This window comes from Mycobacterium sp. 852014-52144_SCH5372336, assembly GCF_001665615.1.
GTDB lineage: Bacteria > Actinomycetota > Actinomycetes > Mycobacteriales > Mycobacteriaceae > Mycobacterium > Mycobacterium neumannii_A.
On record NZ_LZSW01000047.1, the window covers coordinates 433,141 to 451,906 of the forward strand.

Consider the following 18,766-nt stretch of genomic DNA (forward strand, 5'->3'; position numbering starts at 1 on the left):
CGTGCCACACTACCGCCGCAGCGGCTATCGCTCGGTGAACCCTTGTAGCGAGTCGCGAGGTTCTGTGAAGTCGGCGACGACGTTGTCGACCCGCCCCGGTGTTTCTCCGCTTTGCAGCAGGTCAAGCAGCCGCTGACAGGACTCGCGTGGCCCCTGGGCGACCACCTGAACCCGGCCGTCGGGCTTGTTGGCCGCAAATCCGGTCAGCCCCAGTTCCAGTGCTCGGGCGCGCGTCCACCACCGGAAGCCGACACCCTGGACGTGCCCGTGCACCCAAGCCGTCAGGCGTACCTCAGCTAACTCCTGCATCATCTACCTCAAAGGTCACTTTGGCCCCAGCCTTGAGGGTGCGGCCGACGGTGCAGACCTGGTCGATCGCGCGCTCGACGACCGTGAGCACCCGCGCCCGCTCCTGCTCGGACAACCCGGACAGGTCGAGTTCCATTCGCTCTTCGAGCAGCGGATAGCGCTCCTGCTCGCGGTCGGCCGCCCCGGAGACGCGGATCGTGGTGCGGTACTGCTCGCCGAGGCGCCGCTGCAGGGGCACGTCGCTGGCCATCCCGCTGCAGGCGGCGAGCGCGATCTTCATCAGCTCGCCCGGCGTGAAGACACCGTCGACGTCCTCGTTGCCGACGAGCACCTCCGCGCCGCGGGAGCTGTGTCCGACATAGCGCCGCACTCCCGTCCGCTCAACCCAAAGTTCGGTCATGGCCCCATCTTCGCCCAGACCGACGTATTGGCGGAAAACCGCGCGCTCAATCGACCATTACGTCGGTCTGGGCGCGGTTCGCCGTACCCGCGGGCGCGGCTGACATTTCGGACAGTAGAACGACGAGCGGTTCATGAACTTCTCGCGCCGCATGATGGCCCCACAGCGTCGGCAGGGCTCGCCTTCGCGACCATAGGCGTCCAGCGAGCGGTCGAAGTAACCCGACTCGCCGTTGACGTTGACATACAGCGAGTCGAATGACGTCCCGCCTTGGGCGAGCGCCTCGCGCATCACCTCGGCGGCCGCGTCGAGCAGTTCGGCCAGCTTCGGCCTGCTCAGAGACGACGCCAACCGGGCGCCGTTGACCTTGGCGCGCCACAGCGCCTCGTCGGCGTAGATGTTGCCGATGCCCGAGACGACGGTCTGGTCGAGCAGCTGACGTTTGATCTCGGAGTGCTTGCCGCGCAACACTTTCACCACGCCGTCGCGGTTGAATTGCGGGTCGAGCGGGTCACGCGCGAGGTGCGCGACCGGAAACGGGACGTCGGTCCCGTCGACGGTGACCATGTCGGTGAGCAGCCATCCGCCGAACGTGCGCTGGTCGACGAAGCTCAACGCGGTGCCGTCATCCAGCAGCGCCGCGATGCGCAGGTGATTCTCGCTCGGGGGCGCGCCCAGCAGCATCTGCCCGCTCATGCCGAGGTGCACGACCAGCGCGGAGCCGTCGTCCAGCGTCAGCCACAGGTACTTACCTCGCCGCCCGGTCCCGGTGATCGTGCTGTCGAGCAGGCGCGCGGTCAGATCCGCGGGTCCCGCCTCGTGGCGCCGCACCGCGCGCGGATGATGTACGCGCACAGCGGTGACGGTCTTGCCGACGACGTGTGCGTCCAGTCCGCGACGGACAACCTCGACCTCTGGAAGCTCAGGCATCTACCTCGGCCGTCAGCGCGTTCCACGCCGCCGCGGCCGCCTTGAGTTCGGCCTCCTTCTTGGTGCGCCCGACACCCCTGCCGTATTCGGTGTCGGTCACCATGACCGTCGCGGTGAACTCCTTGTCGTGGTCCGGACCCGTCGAGGTGACGAGATAGGTGGGCGCGCCAAGGCCGCGCGAGGCGGTCAGCTCCTGCAGACTGCTCTTCCAGTCGAGCCCGGCGCCCAACGTGGGCGCGGTGTCCAGCAGGTCGCCGAACAGCCGCAGGATCACCTCGCGGACGATCGCGTTGCCGTGTTCCAAATAGATTGCACCCAACAGAGATTCGACGCCGTCGGCCAAGATGCTGGCCTTGTCGGCGCCGCCGGAGTTCAGCTCGCCCTTGCCGAGCAGCAGGTAGGCACCGAGTCCGGCATCGGACAGCTGACGACCGACGTCGGCGAGCGCCTGGGTGTTGACGATGCTGGCGCGCAGCTTGGCCAGATCGCCCTCGGACCGGTCGGGGTGCCGGTGGTAGAGCTCCTCGGTGATGGTCAGCCCGAGCACGGCATCGCCGAGGAACTCCAATCGCTCGTTGGTCGGCAGGCCGCCGTTCTCGTAGGAGTAGCTGCGGTGGGTGAGGGCCATGGTGAGCAGTTCGTCGGGCAGATCGACGCCCAGCGCCGCCAGCAGCGCGGCGCGCTCACTCACGCGTGTCCTCAATGGGATCGTCGGCTCCGCCGACAGTGTCGAACATGCCGGCCAGCTTCGCCCAGCGCGGGTCGATCCGCTCGTGGTGGTGACCGGGTTCGGCGGTGGCCAACGCCACACCGCAGTCCGGGCAGAGGCCCGCGCAGTCCGGACCGCACAGCGGCGCGAACGGCAGCGCCAGTCCGACGGCGTCGATGATCGGCTGCTCCAGGTCGACGGTGTCGTCCACCACGCGACCGACCTCGTCGGCTTCGGTCGTCTCGTCGGTGGCGCTGTCGGGATAGGCGAACAGTTCGGTGAGGTAGATCTCGACGTCGCCGGTGACCGGCGTCAGGCATCGCGCACAGTCGCCCGTCGTCGGCGCCGATACCGTCCCGGAGACCAGGACTCCCTCCGACACCGACTCGACGCGCAGGTCGAGCTCCAACGCTGCTCCTTTGTCGATGGCGATCAGGTCGAGGCCGATGCGCGACGGGCTGGGCACCGTTTCGGAGACAGTCATCATCGACCCGGGTCGCCTACCGAGCCGGGAAATGTTGATCACGAGCGGCGATTGTGACGCGCGATGCGCCGCCGCTTTGGCATGCGTCGCCATAAGTACCGAGTTTACGGCGAGGATTTTTGGCGGCCCCTGGCGCTCAGCGGGCGGCGTAGTCGTGCGTGCCCGCGGCGGTGCGAAGTTGATGACGACCTCGACCGACGGAGCGCAGCGTGCCGTTGAGGAAATCCTCGAACTCCGCGAGCTTGCTGTCGACGTAGATGTCGCACTCGCCGCGCAACCGGTCGGCCTCGGCATGCGCCGAGTCGATCAACCGGGTCGCCTCGGCTGTCGCGGTGGCGACGATCTCGGTCTGCGACACCAGCCGCTGCTGCTCCTTGATGCCCTCTTGCACGGCCTTCTCGTAGGCGAGGTTGCCGCTCTCGATGAGCCGGTCGGCTTCGGTCTTGGCTCGTCCGGTGCTGGCCTCGTACTCGCGCTTGGCGGTGGCGGCGACGCGGGTGGCCTCCTCGCGGGCCTCGCCGACCATCCGCTCGCTGTGCTGGCGAGCCTCGGCCACCATGCGATCGGCCTGCGCCTTGGCGTCGGCCAGCAGCCGGTCCGCCTCCGCGCGGGCGTGGTTCAGAACCGAATCCGCCTCGGCGGTGGCTGTGGACACCATCGAGTCGGAGTGGTCCTTGGCCTCGCGAAGCATCCCGTCGCGGGCGTCGAGGACGTCCTGGGCATCGTCGAGCTCACCGGGAATCGCGTCCTTGATGTCGTCGATCAATTCGAGGACATCGCCGCGGGGCACGACGCAGCCTGCCGTCATCGGCACGCCGCGGGCTTCTTCCACAATTGCGCTCAGTTCGTCGAGCGCCTCAAAAACTCGGTACACGGCAACACCCTCCAGGCGTAGTTGTCAGTTACTAGTGTGCCTGGTGTTACCCCTGTGACTCAGCTTCCCGGCCGGTGTGTCGCACCGGACGTCGGAAATTCATGGATTGCTGAGTCTCTCCACTCCCCAGGCCGCAACTTCCGGCTGAATTGCTGCTCGCATTATGTCAACCACCCGAGCCCGAGGCGAAAGCCCGCCCCCGGGCGGCATCCTTCGAGGCGCCCGGGGGCGGGCGTGAGTCTTTCTCGAATCTGAACTTCTTCGCGCGAAATCGGCGATTTCTCGAACACAAGTTCAGATTCGGCGACCACGACGCCGAGCGTCTTACTTCACCGCCGCGCCGATGAGATCGCGGGCGCGGTCGAGCATCGAAGCAAACGGTCCGAGCGCGAAGTTGGCCTTGGCCGACTCGACGCCGGCATGCGGATGGGTCGGGGCAATCGCCTCGGCGGCCTGTACGGCGCCCGCCATCCGCTTGAGGTCATCACCGTCGAGGTTCTTCTGCAGGTGGCTGAACTCCTCGCGCTCCTCGAGCTCGGCGTGCTCGACCACGTCCTCGCGGAACTTCATCAGTTCGTCGATGAACTCCTGCGACTCGATGTCCATCTTCTCGAGCCGCGACAGGAACTCCTTGGCCTCGTGCTCTTCCTTGAGGCGTGCGTCGACGATGGCCTCACCGTCGGCGACCTCCTTGCGGGCGCGCGGGTGGACCACCATCTCCTCGGCGGTCTCGTGCACGGCCAGCAGCTGACGCAGATCGGCGAACGCCTTCTCGCGCGCCTCGGTTTCCGACGCGCCCAGCACTTCTTCGAACAGGTCCTTGATCAGGTTGTGTTGGTCGGTCAGAAACTTCACGACGTCGTCGGTGTTCTGGACAAACGTTTCAGCCATGGCAGAAACCTCCTGCATTTCGGTAGTGGTGTGGGCGCGAATGGGCTGTGCGCCTGCACCTGTTTACCCCTGCAGGAGCGGGCTAACCCTGGCTCAGCTTGGCCTGCACGCGCGTGTTGACCGCGGCGGGGAGCAGTTCGGAGACGTCGCCACCCATCGACGCGACCTCCTTGGCCAACGACGACGACACGAACGAGTACCGCGGTATCGAGGCCACGAAGAACGTGTCGACGCCGGCGATGTGCTTGTTCATCTGCGCCATCTGCAGTTCGTATTCGAAGTCGGCACCGCCGCGCAGGCCCTTGACGATCGCCGTCACGCCGCGCTGCCGGGCGAAGTCGACCACCAGGCCCTGACCCGATTCGACGCGCAGGTTCGGCAGGTGCTCGGTGGACTCCTCGATCATCGCGATGCGCTCGTCGAGCGTGAACATGCCCTTCTTGTTCGGGTTGACCAGAACGGCGACGATCACCTCGTCGAACTGCGCGGCCGCGCGCTCGAAGACGTCGACGTGCCCGAGATGGACCGGGTCGAAGGATCCGGGGCATACCGCGCCGCTCATGAGCGATGACGCTAGCAGGGCCGCTCTGGTGCCTCGGCAAGCTCCAGGCGGGTGTCGCCGTAGGTGCGCGACGGCCATACCTGCCAGCCCGGCGGCCACGTGAGCGGCGATCCGCTCGCCGCGCGTTCCACCACGACGACGGTTCCCGGTCCGGCCCAACCCCGTTCGGCGAGCAGCGCCAGCATCGATTCGACTTCCCCGGCGGTGACGCCGTATGGCGGGTCGGCCAGGACGAGGTCGACGGGCCGCGGGCTGCCCGCGGCCAGTACCTCGGCGACGACGCCGCGCCGCACGCTAGCCCCGGTGACGCCGAGTGCGGCGATGTTGTCGGCGATGACTCCTGCCGCGCGCCGGTCGGCCTCGACGAACGTCGCCTCCGCGGCGCCGCGCGAGAGTGCTTCGAGCCCGAGCGCGCCCGAGCCGGCGTACAGATCGAGCACCGCGATCCCGCCGAACTCGATGCGCGCGGCCAGCACGTTGAACAACGCTTCGCGCACCCGGTCGGTGGTGGGACGGGTCCCTCCCCCAGATCTATTCTGGGGCACGGTGATTCGTCGACCGCCCAGCGCACCGGCGATGATGCGGGTCAGCTGATCACCACCAGCAGATCGCCGCCTTCGACCTGTGCCGTCTCCGAGACCGCGACCCGGTTCACCTTGCCCGCCTTGGGTGCGGTGATGGCCGCCTCCATCTTCATGGCCTCGATCGTGGCGATCGTCTGACCGGCCTGCACCTCGTCGTCGACGGCGACGCCGACGCTGACCACCCCGGCGAAGGGCGCGGCGATGTGGTCGGGATTGGACTTGTCGGCCTTCTCCGCGGTGGGGATGTCGCTGGCGACATTGCGGTCACGCACCAGGACCGGCCGCAGTTGGCCGTTGAGGATGCACATCACGGTGCGCATGCCGCGTTCGTCGGGATCGGAGATCGCCTCGAGCCCGATCAGCAGTTCGACGCCGCGCTCCAACCGGACGCGATGCTCCTCGTCGCTGCGCAACCCGTAGAAGAACTGGTTCGCCGACAGGCTCGACGTGTCCCCGTACTGCTCGCGGTGGGCTTCGAGTTCCTTTGTCGGCCCGGGAAACAGCAGCCGGTTCAGCGCGGCCTGGCGCTTCGGGCCCGCCTGGGCGAGCACCGCTTCGTCCTCCTCGCTGAGTTCCTCCTGCGCCTTGGCCGGCGCCCGGCCGGCAAGCGCCTTGGTGCGCAGCGGTTCGGGCCATCCGCCTGGCGGGTCGCCGAGTTCGCCGCGAAAGAATCCGATCACCGAATCGGGAATGTCGAATCGCGATGGATCTGAGGCGAATTCGTCGGCGCTGATCCCCGCCCCCAGCAGCGCGAGCGCAAGGTCGCCCACCACCTTCGACGACGGCGTCACCTTCACCAACCGGCCGAGCACCCTGTCGGCTGCGGCGTAGTTGGCCTCGATCTCCTCGAAGCGGTCGCCGAACCCGAGCGCGATGGCCTGCTGACGCAGGTTCGACAGCTGACCGCCGGGGATCTCATGGTGATACACCCGCCCCGTCGGCGCCGGTAAACCACTTTCGAACGGCGCGTATACCTTTCGCAGCGCTTCCCAGTACGGTTCGAGGTCGCACACCGCCTCCAACGACAGCCCGGTGTCGTACTCGGTGTGTGCGGCCGCGGCCACGATCGAACTCAACGCCGGTTGGCTGGTGGTGCCTGCCAGCGGTGCCGCCGCACCGTCGACGGCGCTGGCTCCGGCTTGCCACGCCGCCAGGTACGTCGCCAGCTGGCCGCCTGGGGTGTCGTGGGTGTGCACGTGCACGGGCAGATCGAACCGGGTGCGCAGCGCGCTGATCAACGTGTGCGCGGCGGGAGGGCGCAGAAGCCCGGCCATGTCCTTGATCGCCAGCACATGGGCACCCGCATCGACGATCTGCTCGGCGAGCTTCAGGTAGTAGTCCAGCGTGTAGAGGTTTTCCCCGGGGTCGGACAGGTCGCCGGTGTAGCTCATCGCGACTTCGGCCACCGACGTGCCGGTTTCGCGGACCGCGTCGATGGCCGGACGCATGGAATCGACGTTGTTGAGCGCGTCGAAGATGCGGTAGATGTCGATGCCCGTGGCCGTGGCCTCGGCGACGAACGCGTGGGTGACGGTCTCCGGGTACGGGGTGTAACCAACGGTGTTACGGCCGCGCAGCAGCATCTGCAGGCAGATGTTGGGGACCGCTTCGCGCAGCGCGGCCAGCCGCTCCCACGGGTCTTCCTTCAAGAACCGAAGCGCCACATCGTAAGTCGCCCCACCCCAGCATTCGAGCGAGAGCAACTGCGGCGTCATGCGCGCAACGTAGGGCGCCACCATCGACAGCCCCGTGGTGCGCACGCGGGTGGCCAGCAGCGACTGATGGGCATCACGGAACGTCGTATCGGTGACGGCCAACGGTTTGGAGTCGCGCAGCCAGCGCGCGAACCCTTCGGGGCCGAGTTCGGTCAGCCGTTGCTTGCTGCCGTCGGGCGGGAGCGCTTGCAGGTCGATGTCGGGCAGCTTGTCCTGCGGGTACACCGATGCGGTTCGCGGGCCGTGCGGCTGGTTGACCGTCACGTCGGCCAGGTAGTTGAGGATCTTGGTGCCGCGGTCGGCAGGTGTTCTGGCGGTCAGCAGATACGGGCGCTCGTCGATGAACGACGTGCTGATGCGGCCGGCCCGGAAATCCGGATCGTTGACGACCGCTTGCAGGAACGGGATATTCGTCGACACTCCGCGGATGCGGAACTCGGCCAGCGCGCGGCGCGCACGCGCCACCGCGGCGCCGAAGTCGCGCCCCCGGCACGTCAGCTTCACCAGCATCGAGTCGAAATGCGCGCTGATCTCCGCACCGAGATGGGTGCCGCCGTCCAACCGGATGCCCGCGCCGCCCGGGGTGCGGTATCCGGTGATTCGGCCGGTGTCGGGACGGAATCCATTGGCCGGGTCCTCGGTGGTGATCCGGCACTGCAGCGCGAAACCGCGCGGGGCCGGCAGCGCCTCCTGGCTCAAGCCGAGGCTGTCGAGGGTCTCGCCGTCGGCGATGCGCAACTGGCTCGACACCAGGTCGACATCGGTGATCTCCTCGGTGACCGTGTGCTCGACCTGGATGCGCGGATTGCACTCGATGAACACGTAATGGCCGCGCTCGTCGAGCAGGAACTCGACGGTGCCGGCGAACGTGTAACCGATCTGCCGGGCGAACGCGACCGCGTCGTCGCAAATCCGTTGCCGCAGTTCGTCGGACAGATTCGGCGCGGGTGCGAGCTCGACGACCTTCTGGTGCCTGCGCTGCACGCTGCAGTCCCGTTCGAACAGGTGCATCACGTTGCCGTGGGTGTCGGCCAGGATCTGCACCTCGATGTGGCGGGGATTGAGCACGGCCTGTTCGAGATACAGCGTCGGGTCGCCGAACGCCGACTCAGCCTCGCGCGACGCGGCATCGATCGCGTCGGCCAGCGCGTCGATTTCGGTGACCCGCCGCATGCCCCGGCCGCCGCCGCCGGACACGGCTTTGACGAACAACGGGAACTCCAAGCGCTCCGCGGCGGCCAGCAACTCCTCGGCCGACGCCGACGGGGCCGACGAGTTGAGCACCGGCAGGCCCGCCGAGCGGGCCGCCTCGATCGCCCGCGACTTGTTGCCCGTCAGCTCGAGCACCTCGGCGCTGGGCCCGACGAACGTGATGTCGGCCTCCGCGCAGGCCGCCGCCAGCGCCGGATTCTCCGACAGGAAGCCGTATCCCGGATAAATCGCGTCGGCTCCGGCATGCTTGGCGACCCGGATGATCTCCTCGACCGACAGGTACGCGCGCACGGGATGGCCGGTCTCGCCGATCTGGTAGGACTCGTCGGCCTTCAGCCGGTGAATGCTGTTGCGATCCTCATGGGGATACACCGCGACGGTGTCGATCCCCATCTCGTAGGCGGCCCGGAAAGCACGGATCGCGATTTCGCCACGATTGGCGACCAGCACTTTAGAGATCATGGGCGATCACGCACGTACTTTATCCTCCGGGCCGATCAGACCAACGTGGACCAGTAGCTCCAGAAGCGTACGAGGATCAGCAGGAACAGGCCGGTGAACCACAGCGTGACCAGAGACCACCGCCAGGTGTGCAGCACCCGCGCGACGGTGTTCCCGTGTTGGGGCTGCAGAGCGACGGCCGCAACGACCACCAACAGCGGGATCGTGACCGCCCACACCACCATGCAGTACGGGCACAGCGCGCCGATGCGGTAGAGGCTCTGGTAGATGAGCCAGTGCACGAACGCAGCGCCCAGCAGCGTTCCCGTGGCCAGACCGGCCCAGTACCAACGCGGCAACGCGACCCTCGCGAGCGCGAGCACACCGGTCACCACCACGATCGTGAACGAGATGATGCCGATCAACGAGTTCGGGAAGCCGAACGCGGACGCCTGCGGTGTGATCATCACCGAACCGCAGGACAGCACCGGATTGAAGCTGCACGACGGGATGTACTCCGGATCGATCAGCAGCTCGACCTTCTCGACGGTCAGCGCGACCGCGGCGGCCAGCCCCAGCACACCCGCGATGAGGATCCACACCGCGCTCGGGCGACCCACCGGGGGACCCGTCGGCTCATGGGCCGTGGGTTCGGACGGCTGGACGGCTCCGGGCGCGGCGAGCGTCACGGCCTCGCCGGCTGGGTCGGATCGGCGTTGGGCGGCGGCGCACCGGCGTCCAGTGCGGGCACCTCGCCGACGATCTTCTCGATCTCGGCGATCAGCGCGTCGGGCGTCGACGGCGAATAGTCCTCACCGTTGATCCGGATGGTCGGTGTCGAGTTGACCCCGCTCGCCTTGGCCAAACCCTTGACCATGTCGTTGTAGCGTCCACCGTTGATGCAGGCCGGCACCTCGCCGGTCACCCCAGCCTGCCGAGCGATCTCGATCAGCCGGGCGTTGTCGGGGAAGGGGCCCACCCCCTCGGGCGGCTGTTGTGCGAACAGCGCGGCGTGGAAACGCCGGAAGGCTTCGGTGTCGGCGTCGGCCACGCAGTAGCCGGCGTTGGCCGCGCGGGTGGAGTAACCCTGGCCCGCCCGGTCGAGGATAGACACCATGTTGTAGTCCACGGCCGCAGCACCGCTGTCGATCAGCCGGTTGATCGTCGGGCCGAACTGCTTCTCGAAGTTGCCGCACGCCGGGCAGAGGAAGTCCTCGTAGAGCGACACCACCGCTTTGGGCTCGGACGTGCCCTCCTGGGTGATCACGTCGCTCGACGCCACGCGGACCGCCCTGGTCTCGCCCTCACCGGGTTTGTCCTCTTTGGTCATCACGATGTAGAGCACCAACGCGACGGCGAAGATCACGACGATGGCGGTCAGGCCGATCTGCACAGCCCGGTTCCGCTTGCGGTCAGCCGCCTTCAGATCGTAGGTCGGGGTCTTCTTGCGTTTCGTGGCCACGCAGGTAAGAGTACCGGCGCGATTTCGCCGCCCGATCAGCTGCGGGCCAGATGCGCCCGCAGCGCCGAGATCACCTCCGCCATCGCGGTGGCGCTGTCACCGCCGAACGGGAAGAAGTTCGCAAAGCCGTGGATCAGCGATCCGAACTCCCGGTGGTCGACGCGGACACCGGCGGCCCGCAGGGCCTCGGCGTACTGCCTGCCTTCGTCGCGCAGCGGGTCGAAACCGGCGGTGACGATCAGCGTCGGCGCCAGCCCGGACAGATCGTCGGCCAGCAGCGGTGAGACCCGTGGGTCACCGGAATCGACTCCACCGCGCAGGTATTTGTCGCGGAACCAGTCGATGTCGTCGCGGGTGAGGAAGTAGCCCTCGGAGAACAGCGCCTGCGACCTGGTCGTGTCGCGGTAGTTGACGACCGGGTACAGCAGGAACTGCAGGGCCGGCTGCGGCCCCTCGCCGCGGGCGCGGTGCGCGACGAGCGTGGCCTGGTTGCCGCCGGCGCTGTCACCCCCGACGGCGACGCGCTCGGGGTCGGCGCCCAGTTCGGCAGCGTGCTCGCACGCCCATCGGAACGCGGCGTGGGCGTCGTCGGTGCCCGCAGGCGCGGGATGTTCGGGCGCCAGGCGGTAGTCGACCGAGAGCACGTGCATCTGTCCCCGGTGGCAGATCTCGCGGCACAGGTCGTCGTGGGAGTCGATGCTGCCGATGACCTGTCCACCACCGTGGAAGAAGACCAGTAGGGCGCCCTCATCGTCGACGGGCCGGTAATGGCGCGCGCGGATGTCTCCTGCGGGTCCCGGGATCGAGAGATCGGTCACCGACGCGACGGGGATGTTCTGCTTGAAACCCGCGGCCAGCGTTTCGAGTTGTCCGCGGGCTGCGGCGACGCCGTCAGCATTGACCAGACCGTCGATGCCCGTGAGCTTTTGTCCGGCGAGCATCAACTGCAGCGTCGTGTCCAGCGTGTTGCCGTCGACGCTGACGGTGCGACGTCCGAGCATGAGGCGCTTGACGGCCTCGGGGATGCGCGGCAACGCGCGAAGGGTGACGCCCGCCGCGGCGTTGATCAGCGTCTCCTTACGGTTCGGCCGCCACTGGTCATCAGCTGGCAGACTCTGGGTCATGGCATCTCCCTCGATCACGTTGAACGACGGTACTTCGATACCGCAGGTTGGACTCGGAGTCTGGCAGACCCCTCCGGAGGACACCGAACGCGCGGTCGCGACCGCGCTCGAGGCGGGCTATCGCCACATCGACACCGCCGCCGCGTACCAGAACGAACGCGAGGTCGGCCAGGCGCTCGAGAAGTCGGGCCTGCCGCGCGATCAGGTGTATGTCACCACCAAGCTGTGGAACTCCGAGCAGGGTTACGACAGCACGCTGAGTGCCTTCGACAAGAGCATGCACCGGCTGGGGCTCGACTACCTCGATCTCTACCTCATCCACTGGCCCTTGCCGGCCAAGGGCACGTTCGTCGACACCTTCAAGGCCTTCGCCCACCTGCGTGAGCAGGGCCGCATCCGGTCGATCGGGGTGAGCAATTTCGAGCCCGAACACCTGCGGGAACTCGTCGACGCCACCGGCATCGTGCCCGCGGTCAACCAGATCGAACTGCATCCGCTGCTGCAGCAGGAGGAGCTGCGCGAGGTGCATGCCCAGATGGGCATCGCCACCGAGGCCTGGAGTCCGCTCGGTCAGGGTTCACTGCTGTCCAACGACACCGTGGTCTCGGTCGCCGATGCGCACGGCAAGACACCGGCCCAGGTGTTGATTAGGTGGCATATGCAGCTCGGCAATATAGTCATCCCGAAGTCGGTGACCCCCGAGAGAATCGTGAGCAACTTCGACGTGTTCGATTTCGAGTTGAGCGAACAGGACATGGCGTCCGTCTCGACGCTCGGCGACGGCACTCGGTTGGGCCCCGATCCGCGAACATTCGAATTCACGGGGTAGGTGAAATGACCGAATCGCCGGGCAATGCGGCTGCGGTTCCGACCGTCACGCTCAACGACGACCACACGATGCCGGTATTCGGTCTCGGGGTCGGCGAGCTGTCGGAGTCCGAGACCGAGCAGGCGGTGCTGGCGGCGTTGTCCGCCGGGTACCGGCTGATCGACACCGCCGCGGCCTACGGCAACGAAGCAGCGGTCGGACGGGCCATCAAGTCGTCCGGGGTTCCGCGCGACGAGATCTTCGTCACCACCAAGCTCGCCACTCCCGATCTGGGCTTCCAGTCGTCGCAGGACGCGCTCAAGGCCAGCCTCGACAGGCTCGGCCTCGACTACGTCGACCTGTACCTGATCCACTGGCCCGCCGGTGAACATGGCAAGTACGTCGACAGCTGGGGTGGGCTGATGAAGCGCAAGGAGGTCGGCGACACCAAGTCGATCGGGGTGGCCAACTTCCACGCCGAGCACCTGTCGGACGTTATCGACCTGTCGTTCTTCACCCCGGCGATCAACCAGATCGAGCTGCACCCGCTGCTGAACCAGGCGGAGCTGCGGGAGGTCAACGCCGGTTACGGCATCGTCACCCAGGCGTACGGACCGCTGGGCGTCGGGCAGCTGCTCGAGAACGAGGCGGTCACGTCGGTGGCGCAGGCGCACGGCAAGACGCCCGCGCAGGTGTTGATCCGCTGGAGCATTCAGCTGGGCAACGCGGTCATCGCCCGGTCGTCGAAGGCGGAGCGGATCACCTCGAACCTCGAGGTGTTCGACTTCGAGCTCACCGACGACGAAATGGGCTCGCTCAACGGGCTCGACGAGGGCAAGCGGTTCCGCCCGGACCCGGAAACCTACACCGGCACGTAGGCCTTTAGAGGACTCAACCCGTCGGGCAGGTGGCGGCGGCGTCGCGCAGCGCGGTGGCCGACGGCGCGTCGATCGGCAGCCGGTATCCGCGCAGCACCGCGATGAACTGCATCGAGTACTGGCAGTGAAACGCCGCATTGGGCGGCATCCACGTCGCGGGCTCCTGGTCACCCTTTTCCTGGTTGGCGTTTCCGGCCACCGCGATGAGATTCGCCGGATCGTTGGCAAACCGGACGCGCAGGTCTTCAGGCCAGTTGCGCGCCCCGAGGTCCCAGGCAAGCGCCAACGGGACGATGTGGTCGATTTGCACCGCAGCGCCGGTCTTCTCGCCGCGGGTGAAGGCGACGACGGCGTTGGTGTACGGGTCGTGCAGTGTGCCCGTGGCGACGGCGTCGGGGCAGCGCTTGATCGACACGAACGTCTTGTCGTCGAGGTCGCGATTGAGGATGTCGTTGCGGGTGTCGCACCCGTTGTGTCCGCCCGGAGCCGAGTTGTCGTCGGTCCAGCTGTCCCCGAAAGCCGCTCTGCGGTAGTCGTATCCGCGGATCCGCAACGGTATGACGGGAACACCCGCGAGAACGTCGGCGCCCGGCGCGACGGTCGGGATGTCGGCGCGCGCGATGAACTGTGTCCGGTCGCCCGCCGAGTTGACCGCCTGTACGGCGACGATGACCGCGAGTGCGACGATCGCGGTCAGCCAGAGCAGATGTCTGCGCTTCATGCCTTGTCCAGGAACTCGACGCGGTCGGTGTCGACGAACGGGGCCGCCAACGCCGCCATACCCGGGTTGTCCGGATCGTTCTCGTACAGCCGCGCGCAGAAGTCACGGGCCGTCACGATGATGTCGAGGTGCTCCTGCAGCGACAGGAACCGGAGCGTGATCGCGCGGCCGGATTGGTTGAACCCCAACACATCTCCCTCCTGCCGCTCGTAGAGGTCGAGGTCGGCGAGCTTGAACCCGTCCAATGTCGATGCGACGGCGGTCAGCCGGGCGCCGGCCTTGGACCCCTGCGGGAGCTTGGTGACGAGCAGGCACAGGCTCGGATGCTGTCCGCGCCCGATGCGCCCGCGCAACTGGTGCAGCTGGCTGATGCCGAACCGGTCGGCGTCCATCACCACCATCACCGTCGCATTCGGCACGTCGACGCCGACTTCGATGACCGTCGTGCACACCAGCACGTCGATCTCGCCGGCGCGGAACGCGGCCATCACGGCGTCCTTCTCGTCGGAGGGCAGCCTGCCGTGCATGAGCCCGAGCCGCAGCCCGGCGAGTGGGCCTCGGCTCAGCCGCGCGAACAACTCGACCACCGTGATCGGCGGCGGACCGCCCTCCTTGTCCTTGGCCGCCTTGTCGTTCTCGTCGATCCGCGAGGCCACCACGTACGCCTGCCTGCCCTGGCTCACCTCTTCGGTGATGCGCTGCCACACACGGTCCAGCCAGCGTGGGTGCTCGCTGAGAAAGACGGTGTTTGTCGTGATCGGTTGTCTGCCCCGCGGCAGCTCGCGCAATGTCGAGGTCTCCAGATCACCGTAATGAGTCAGCGCGACAGTGCGCGGTATCGGCGTGGCCGTCATCACCAGCAGATGCGGCGTGATACCCGCAGGGGCCTTGCCGCGCAACCGATCCCGTTGCTCCACGCCGAACCGGTGCTGCTCGTCGATGACCACCATGCCGAGGCGGTGGAACTCGACGGCGTCCTGCAATAGGGCGTGGGTGCCGATGACGATGCCCGCCTCACCGCTGGCGACCTCGTCGCGTACCGCGCGTTTCTGTTGCGCCGTCATCGATCCGGTCAACAGCGCGATGCGGGTGGCACCGTCCATGCCACCGAGTTGGCCCGCCATGGCCAGCGGGCCGAGGACGGCGCGGATCGAGCGAGCGTGTTGTGCGGCAAGGACTTCCGTGGGTGCGAGCAGCGCGCACTGGTAGCCGGCGTCGACCATCTGCAACATCGCGAGCACCGAGACGATCGTCTTGCCCGAACCGACCTCACCCTGCAGCATGCGGTTCATCGGTCGGGTGCTCTCCAGCTCGGCCGAGACGACGTCGAGCACTTCCTTCTGGCCGTCGGTCAATTCGAACGGCAACTGTTCGCACATGGCGGCGACGAGCCCGTCGTCGCGACGCTGCGCGACCGGACCCGACTCACTCAGCTCACCGTGGCGTCGGTTGACCAATGCCCATTGGAGGCCGATGGCCTCGTCATACGTCAGTCGCGCGACCGCGGCGTCGCGTTCGGCCGATCTCTCTGCGGTGTGGATCGCGCGGAGCGCCTGGTCTTCGGTGATCAGACCGTGTTGCCGCAGAAAGGCTTTCGGCAGCGGTTCGGTGATCGCGTCCAGCACGTCGAGCACCTGACGCACGCAGGCGTAGATCTCCCAGGTCTGCACCTTCTTATTGGCGGGGTAGATCGGGAAGAAGTCGCGTTCGAAGGCGGCCAGCAGGTCCTCACCGGTGGCCCCCGAGGCCTCGGCGATCACCTTGAGAGACTTGGATCCTCGCACGCCGCCGGTCTCGTGTAACACCAGGAATGCCGGATGGGTCAGCTGCATGACGCCCTTGAAGTAGCCGACCTCCCCCGACAGCATCACCTTCGCACCCTCGACCAACTGCTTCTTGAGGTACTTGACGTTGAAGAACGTCGCGGTCACCTTCGGCTTCCGGTGCCCGAGGGTGACGACGAGATATTCGCGCTGGGGTTGCCGGTTCGTCCGCCTCAGCTCGGCTTTGGTGATGACGTCGACGAACGTGACGTGGACGCCCTCCTCGAGCTCCTCGCCGTCGCCGGCCGTCGTCATCTCGTCGCTGTACTTGCGGGGATAGTGGCGCAGCAGGTCGTTGACCGTGTGGATGCCGAAGTGCTCGGCGAGCGGGTCCGCGGCCTTCTTGCCGAGCACGAAGTCGAGACGATCGGACAGCGTCGCCACGGCTACTCCACCCCGATCAGCAAGGCGTCGCCGCGGTGGCCGGTGTGGTAGGTCACAAGTTCGACGCCTGGGTGCCGGTCGTGCACGTGCTCGGAGAGCGCGCCGGCGACATCCTCGTCGACCCCGGCGCCGGTGAGGACCGTGACGAGTTCACCGCCGGCGGCCAGCAGCAGGTCGATCAGTCCCGCTCCCGCCGCGGCCAGGTCGTCGCCGACGATCAGCACCTCGTCGCCGGAGATGCCGAGACCGTCACCCGGCTTGCACATCCCCGCCCAGGTGTGCGCTTCCTCGGTGGCGATCCGCACCGATCCGTGCCTGGCGCCCGCGGCGGCCCTGGCCATGGTGTATCCGTCGTCGACGGCCTGGCGCGCGTCGTCGTGGACCGCCAGCGCCGCCAGCCCTTGAACCATGGACGCCGTGGGTACCGGCACCACGTCGAGGCCCCAGCCCATCGCGGCCGTGCACCCGGCGACCAGTTCCTCGGCCGCGACGTACCCGTTCGGCAGGATCATCGCCTGGCCCGCGTCGGCGTTGACCAGTGCGTGCAGCAGCTGTTTGGCGCTGACCGGCGCGTCGCCCTCGAGCCGCAGCACGTGGGCGCCCTCGGCCGCGAACAACTCCTCGGCGCCCGTCCCGTCGACGACGGCGAGCACCGTCCGTCCATGCGACCACGCCCTCACCGGGCGGGCATCGCGGGTGCCGCTGAGAGCGGTGATCTGGATGCGGCTGGTCGCGCCGACCGCGAGCCCGGCCTCGACGGCGGCGCCGGCGTCGTCGGCGTGCACATGCACCGAGTAATGGCCGCTGCCGTCCGACGGGGCGGCGATCGCGACCGAGTCGCCCAGCCCGTCGAGGTCGTTGCGCAGTTTCTCCACCCCTGCCGCATCGCATCCGCTGAGCAGGTACATCACCTCGAACTGCGGAGCCGCGACGGCGCGGGTGGCACCGTTGTCGGTGTGCGGTGGCGGCGCCGGAACGTACTCCGTCCTGCGCGGAGCACTGCCGGTCAGCGTGGTGCTCATCGCGTCCAGCAGGACCAGCAGACCGCGGCCTCCGGCGTCCACCACGCCCGCGCGGGCCAGCACATCGAGTTGGCCGGTGGTCTTCTCCAGCGACTGCGCCGCCGCGTCCGCGGCCCTGCACACGACCTCGGGAAGCTCGGCGCCGTCGGTCGAGGCCTGGTCGGCGGCCTCGGCCGCGCCCTGAAGCACGGTGACGATGGTGCCCGGCACGGCCTCCCCCATCGCCCGGATCACCAACACCACGGCGTGGTGCAGCGCCGCGGCGAACAGCGGCCCGTCCACCCGGTCGAGACCACCGTGCAGATCGGCCGACGCTTCCGCGGTGACCTCCGCCAGCGCGCGCAGAATCTGGGACAGGATCACGCCCGAGTTGCCCCGCGCCCCGTGGATGGCGCCGCGTGCCAGCGCCGCCGCGACTTCGGCGACGTCGTCGGCGCCGGCCAGCGCCTCGGCTTGCGCCCACGCCGAACGCATGGTGAACAGCATGTTCGTGCCGGTGTCGGCGTCGGCGACCGGGAACACGTTGAGCCGGTTGATCTCGTCGGTATGGGTGATGAGGTCACCAACCGCGGTATGCGACCACTTCTGCAGCATCGAGGCATCGAGCAGTCGAGCCGACATGCTTAACCTCCGCAGAAATGTGACGCTCCACGCACCCCGCCGTGCCGGTCAGCCTAGCGATTGCACCTGACAGCCCCGGCACGACGTTCTCGCCGGTCGGTCGCCTGGGCCAGGCTCGCACACAGCGCGGGACGGCATTTTGGCGTTCGCTGCGGCTGCCGGTATCCTGGTCAGGTTGTCGGGTCGAGCCGCGCCGGTCGCGGTGCCGCGACCCGGACCCCACGTACTGATCTGAGGAGTTCTGCATATGGCTGCCGTGTGCGATATCTGCGGGAAGGGACCCGGCTTCGGCAAGTCGGTCTCGCACTCCCATCGCCGGACCAGCCGTCGCTGGGATCCCAACATCCAGACCGTGCGCGCCGCCCGCCCCGGCGGCAACAAGCAGCGCATGAACGTGTGCACGTCGTGCATCAAGGCCGGAAAGGTCTCGCGCGGCTGACACGCCGCGATTGCCGCGACCGGCGACCGGGTAGTCGTGCTGCATGACCTCTCGTGCAGCTGCAAGATCCGCCCTGACCGCGCTGGCGTCCGGATGTGCGCTGGCCTTGCTGACCGCGTGCGGCGGCGGTGATTCCGCCGGCGACGAGACCACCACTACGTCGACGACATCGCCCACCACGTCGGTGGAAGTGACGGTGGAGACGAGCGCGCCGGAGACCACCGCACCGTCGCCGGAACTGCCGACCACCACCGAGGGCGAGGGCACTGACGGGGGGACCGTCGAGGTTCCGGTGCCCGACGTCCCGTCGCCGCCGGCGATTCCGTCACCTCCGCCGATTCCCTCGCCGCCGCCGATTCCGGGCGTCGGATAG

Annotated in this window: 20 protein-coding genes; 4 read left to right on the top strand and 16 right to left on the bottom strand. The window is 67.8% G+C overall.

Features of this window, described 5'->3' with window-relative positions; all coding sequences use genetic code 11:
• Positions 1-24: 24 nt before the first annotated feature.
• The 13 genes from A5759_RS12805 to A5759_RS12865 all read right to left on the bottom strand — a co-directional run bounded on the left by A5759_RS12805 (position 25) and on the right by A5759_RS12865 (position 11,697).
• Positions 25-309 carry an acylphosphatase gene (locus A5759_RS12805; RefSeq protein WP_068198351.1) on the bottom strand — a complete coding sequence of 95 codons (285 nt, stop codon included), beginning with the start codon at positions 307-309 and terminating at the stop codon, positions 25-27.
• Entirely contained in the window at positions 293-709 is a 417-nt protein-coding gene (locus A5759_RS12810; protein WP_066844854.1) for an OsmC family protein, read from the bottom strand. The genes A5759_RS12805 and A5759_RS12810 overlap by 17 nt, the downstream gene beginning before the upstream one ends.
• A 57-nt stretch (positions 710-766) precedes the next feature.
• Positions 767-1,639, bottom strand: a complete 873-nt coding sequence (mutM, locus tag A5759_RS12815; RefSeq protein ID WP_068198036.1) for a bifunctional DNA-formamidopyrimidine glycosylase/DNA-(apurinic or apyrimidinic site) lyase — start codon at positions 1,637-1,639, stop codon at positions 767-769.
• The gene (rnc, locus tag A5759_RS12820) at positions 1,632-2,330 is read right to left on the bottom strand and encodes a ribonuclease III (protein WP_068198051.1); all 699 of its coding nucleotides are present in this window, start codon (positions 2,328-2,330) and stop codon (positions 1,632-1,634) included. Before rnc ends, mutM begins: the two co-directional genes overlap by 8 nt.
• Positions 2,323-2,925, bottom strand: a complete 603-nt coding sequence (locus A5759_RS12825; RefSeq protein WP_068198054.1) for a DUF177 domain-containing protein — start codon at positions 2,923-2,925, stop codon at positions 2,323-2,325. The genes rnc and A5759_RS12825 overlap by 8 nt, the downstream gene beginning before the upstream one ends.
• Before the next feature lie 43 nt (positions 2,926-2,968).
• Complete coding sequence (gene sepIVA / locus A5759_RS12830; RefSeq protein WP_064398631.1) at positions 2,969-3,706, bottom strand: cell division protein SepIVA; 738 nt, start codon at positions 3,704-3,706, stop codon at positions 2,969-2,971.
• A gap of 324 nt (positions 3,707-4,030) precedes the next feature.
• Positions 4,031-4,597, bottom strand: a complete 567-nt coding sequence (locus A5759_RS12835) for a hemerythrin domain-containing protein (RefSeq protein ID WP_068198057.1) — start codon at positions 4,595-4,597, stop codon at positions 4,031-4,033.
• A gap of 82 nt (positions 4,598-4,679) precedes the next feature.
• The gene (coaD, locus tag A5759_RS12840) at positions 4,680-5,159 is read right to left on the bottom strand and encodes a pantetheine-phosphate adenylyltransferase (protein WP_068198060.1); all 480 of its coding nucleotides are present in this window, start codon (positions 5,157-5,159) and stop codon (positions 4,680-4,682) included.
• A gap of 11 nt (positions 5,160-5,170) precedes the next feature.
• Positions 5,171-5,749 carry a 16S rRNA (guanine(966)-N(2))-methyltransferase RsmD gene (gene rsmD / locus A5759_RS12845; RefSeq protein ID WP_082962097.1) on the bottom strand — a complete coding sequence of 193 codons (579 nt, stop codon included), beginning with the start codon at positions 5,747-5,749 and terminating at the stop codon, positions 5,171-5,173.
• The gene (locus A5759_RS12850) at positions 5,746-9,132 is read right to left on the bottom strand and encodes a pyruvate carboxylase (protein ID WP_068198066.1); all 3,387 of its coding nucleotides are present in this window, start codon (positions 9,130-9,132) and stop codon (positions 5,746-5,748) included. Before A5759_RS12850 ends, rsmD begins: the two co-directional genes overlap by 4 nt.
• A 35-nt stretch (positions 9,133-9,167) precedes the next feature.
• Positions 9,168-9,800, bottom strand: a complete 633-nt coding sequence (locus tag A5759_RS12855) for a vitamin K epoxide reductase family protein (RefSeq protein ID WP_068198072.1) — start codon at positions 9,798-9,800, stop codon at positions 9,168-9,170.
• Positions 9,797-10,573, bottom strand: coding sequence for a DsbA family protein (locus tag A5759_RS12860; protein ID WP_066844877.1), 777 nt, complete (start codon positions 10,571-10,573; stop codon positions 9,797-9,799). Before A5759_RS12860 ends, A5759_RS12855 begins: the two co-directional genes overlap by 4 nt.
• Positions 10,574-10,608: 35 nt before the next feature.
• Positions 10,609-11,697: an alpha/beta hydrolase gene (locus tag A5759_RS12865; RefSeq protein WP_068198353.1), complete on the bottom strand. Its 1,089-nt coding sequence runs from the start codon at positions 11,695-11,697 to the stop codon at positions 10,609-10,611.
• Here A5759_RS12865 and A5759_RS12870 point away from each other — a divergent pair.
• Both A5759_RS12870 and A5759_RS12875 read left to right on the top strand, forming a co-directional pair.
• Positions 11,696-12,526: an aldo/keto reductase gene (locus A5759_RS12870; protein WP_068198075.1), complete on the top strand. Its 831-nt coding sequence runs from the start codon at positions 11,696-11,698 to the stop codon at positions 12,524-12,526. The two genes, A5759_RS12865 and A5759_RS12870, sit on opposite strands and share 2 nt — an antisense overlap.
• 5 nt (positions 12,527-12,531) lie before the next feature.
• Positions 12,532-13,383, top strand: a complete 852-nt coding sequence (locus tag A5759_RS12875) for an aldo/keto reductase (protein ID WP_068198077.1) — start codon at positions 12,532-12,534, stop codon at positions 13,381-13,383.
• Between the two features lie 13 nt (positions 13,384-13,396).
• Here A5759_RS12875 and A5759_RS12880 read toward each other — a convergent pair whose 3' ends face one another.
• Genes A5759_RS12880 through A5759_RS12890 form a run of 3 tightly spaced genes read right to left on the bottom strand, consistent with a single transcriptional unit; the run spans position 13,397 to position 17,954 of the window.
• Positions 13,397-14,104 (bottom strand): HNH endonuclease family protein, encoded by a 708-nt coding sequence (locus A5759_RS12880; protein ID WP_068198079.1) that lies wholly within the window; start codon positions 14,102-14,104, stop codon positions 13,397-13,399.
• The gene (gene recG, locus A5759_RS12885; RefSeq protein WP_068198081.1) at positions 14,101-16,311 is read right to left on the bottom strand and encodes an ATP-dependent DNA helicase RecG; all 2,211 of its coding nucleotides are present in this window, start codon (positions 16,309-16,311) and stop codon (positions 14,101-14,103) included. The genes A5759_RS12880 and recG overlap by 4 nt, the downstream gene beginning before the upstream one ends.
• Positions 16,312-16,313: 2 nt before the next feature.
• On the bottom strand, positions 16,314-17,954 hold the full coding sequence (locus A5759_RS12890; RefSeq protein WP_068198083.1) for a DAK2 domain-containing protein: 1,641 nt from the start codon (positions 17,952-17,954) through the stop codon (positions 16,314-16,316).
• A 247-nt stretch (positions 17,955-18,201) separates the two neighbouring features.
• Here A5759_RS12890 and rpmB point away from each other — a divergent pair, with 247 nt between their 5' ends.
• Complete coding sequence (gene rpmB / locus A5759_RS12895) at positions 18,202-18,393, top strand: 50S ribosomal protein L28 (protein ID WP_064398602.1); 192 nt, start codon at positions 18,202-18,204, stop codon at positions 18,391-18,393.
• Positions 18,394-18,436: 43 nt separating this feature from the next.
• Positions 18,437-18,766 carry a hypothetical protein gene (locus A5759_RS12900; protein ID WP_068198085.1) on the top strand — a complete coding sequence of 110 codons (330 nt, stop codon included), beginning with the start codon at positions 18,437-18,439 and terminating at the stop codon, positions 18,764-18,766.

Coding starts and splice junctions, on each gene's coding strand:
- A5759_RS12870 (WP_068198075.1), top strand. CDS start 11,696: ATGGCATCTCCCTCGATCACGTTGAACGACGGTACTTCGATACCGCAG.
- A5759_RS12875 (WP_068198077.1), top strand. CDS start 12,532: ATGACCGAATCGCCGGGCAATGCGGCTGCGGTTCCGACCGTCACGCTC.
- A5759_RS12850 (WP_068198066.1), bottom strand. CDS start 9,132: ATGATCTCTAAAGTGCTGGTCGCCAATCGTGGCGAAATCGCGATCCGT.
- coaD (WP_068198060.1), bottom strand. CDS start 5,159: ATGAGCGGCGCGGTATGCCCCGGATCCTTCGACCCGGTCCATCTCGGG.
- A5759_RS12890 (WP_068198083.1), bottom strand. CDS start 17,954: ATGTCGGCTCGACTGCTCGATGCCTCGATGCTGCAGAAGTGGTCGCAT.
- rpmB (WP_064398602.1), top strand. CDS start 18,202: ATGGCTGCCGTGTGCGATATCTGCGGGAAGGGACCCGGCTTCGGCAAG.
- A5759_RS12865 (WP_068198353.1), bottom strand. CDS start 11,697: ATGACCCAGAGTCTGCCAGCTGATGACCAGTGGCGGCCGAACCGTAAG.
- A5759_RS12825 (WP_068198054.1), bottom strand. CDS start 2,925: ATGGCGACGCATGCCAAAGCGGCGGCGCATCGCGCGTCACAATCGCCG.
- mutM (WP_068198036.1), bottom strand. CDS start 1,639: ATGCCTGAGCTTCCAGAGGTCGAGGTTGTCCGTCGCGGACTGGACGCA.
- A5759_RS12900 (WP_068198085.1), top strand. CDS start 18,437: ATGACCTCTCGTGCAGCTGCAAGATCCGCCCTGACCGCGCTGGCGTCC.
- A5759_RS12835 (WP_068198057.1), bottom strand. CDS start 4,597: ATGGCTGAAACGTTTGTCCAGAACACCGACGACGTCGTGAAGTTTCTG.
- A5759_RS12880 (WP_068198079.1), bottom strand. CDS start 14,104: ATGAAGCGCAGACATCTGCTCTGGCTGACCGCGATCGTCGCACTCGCG.
- A5759_RS12810 (WP_066844854.1), bottom strand. CDS start 709: ATGACCGAACTTTGGGTTGAGCGGACGGGAGTGCGGCGCTATGTCGGA.
- A5759_RS12805 (WP_068198351.1), bottom strand. CDS start 309: ATGCAGGAGTTAGCTGAGGTACGCCTGACGGCTTGGGTGCACGGGCAC.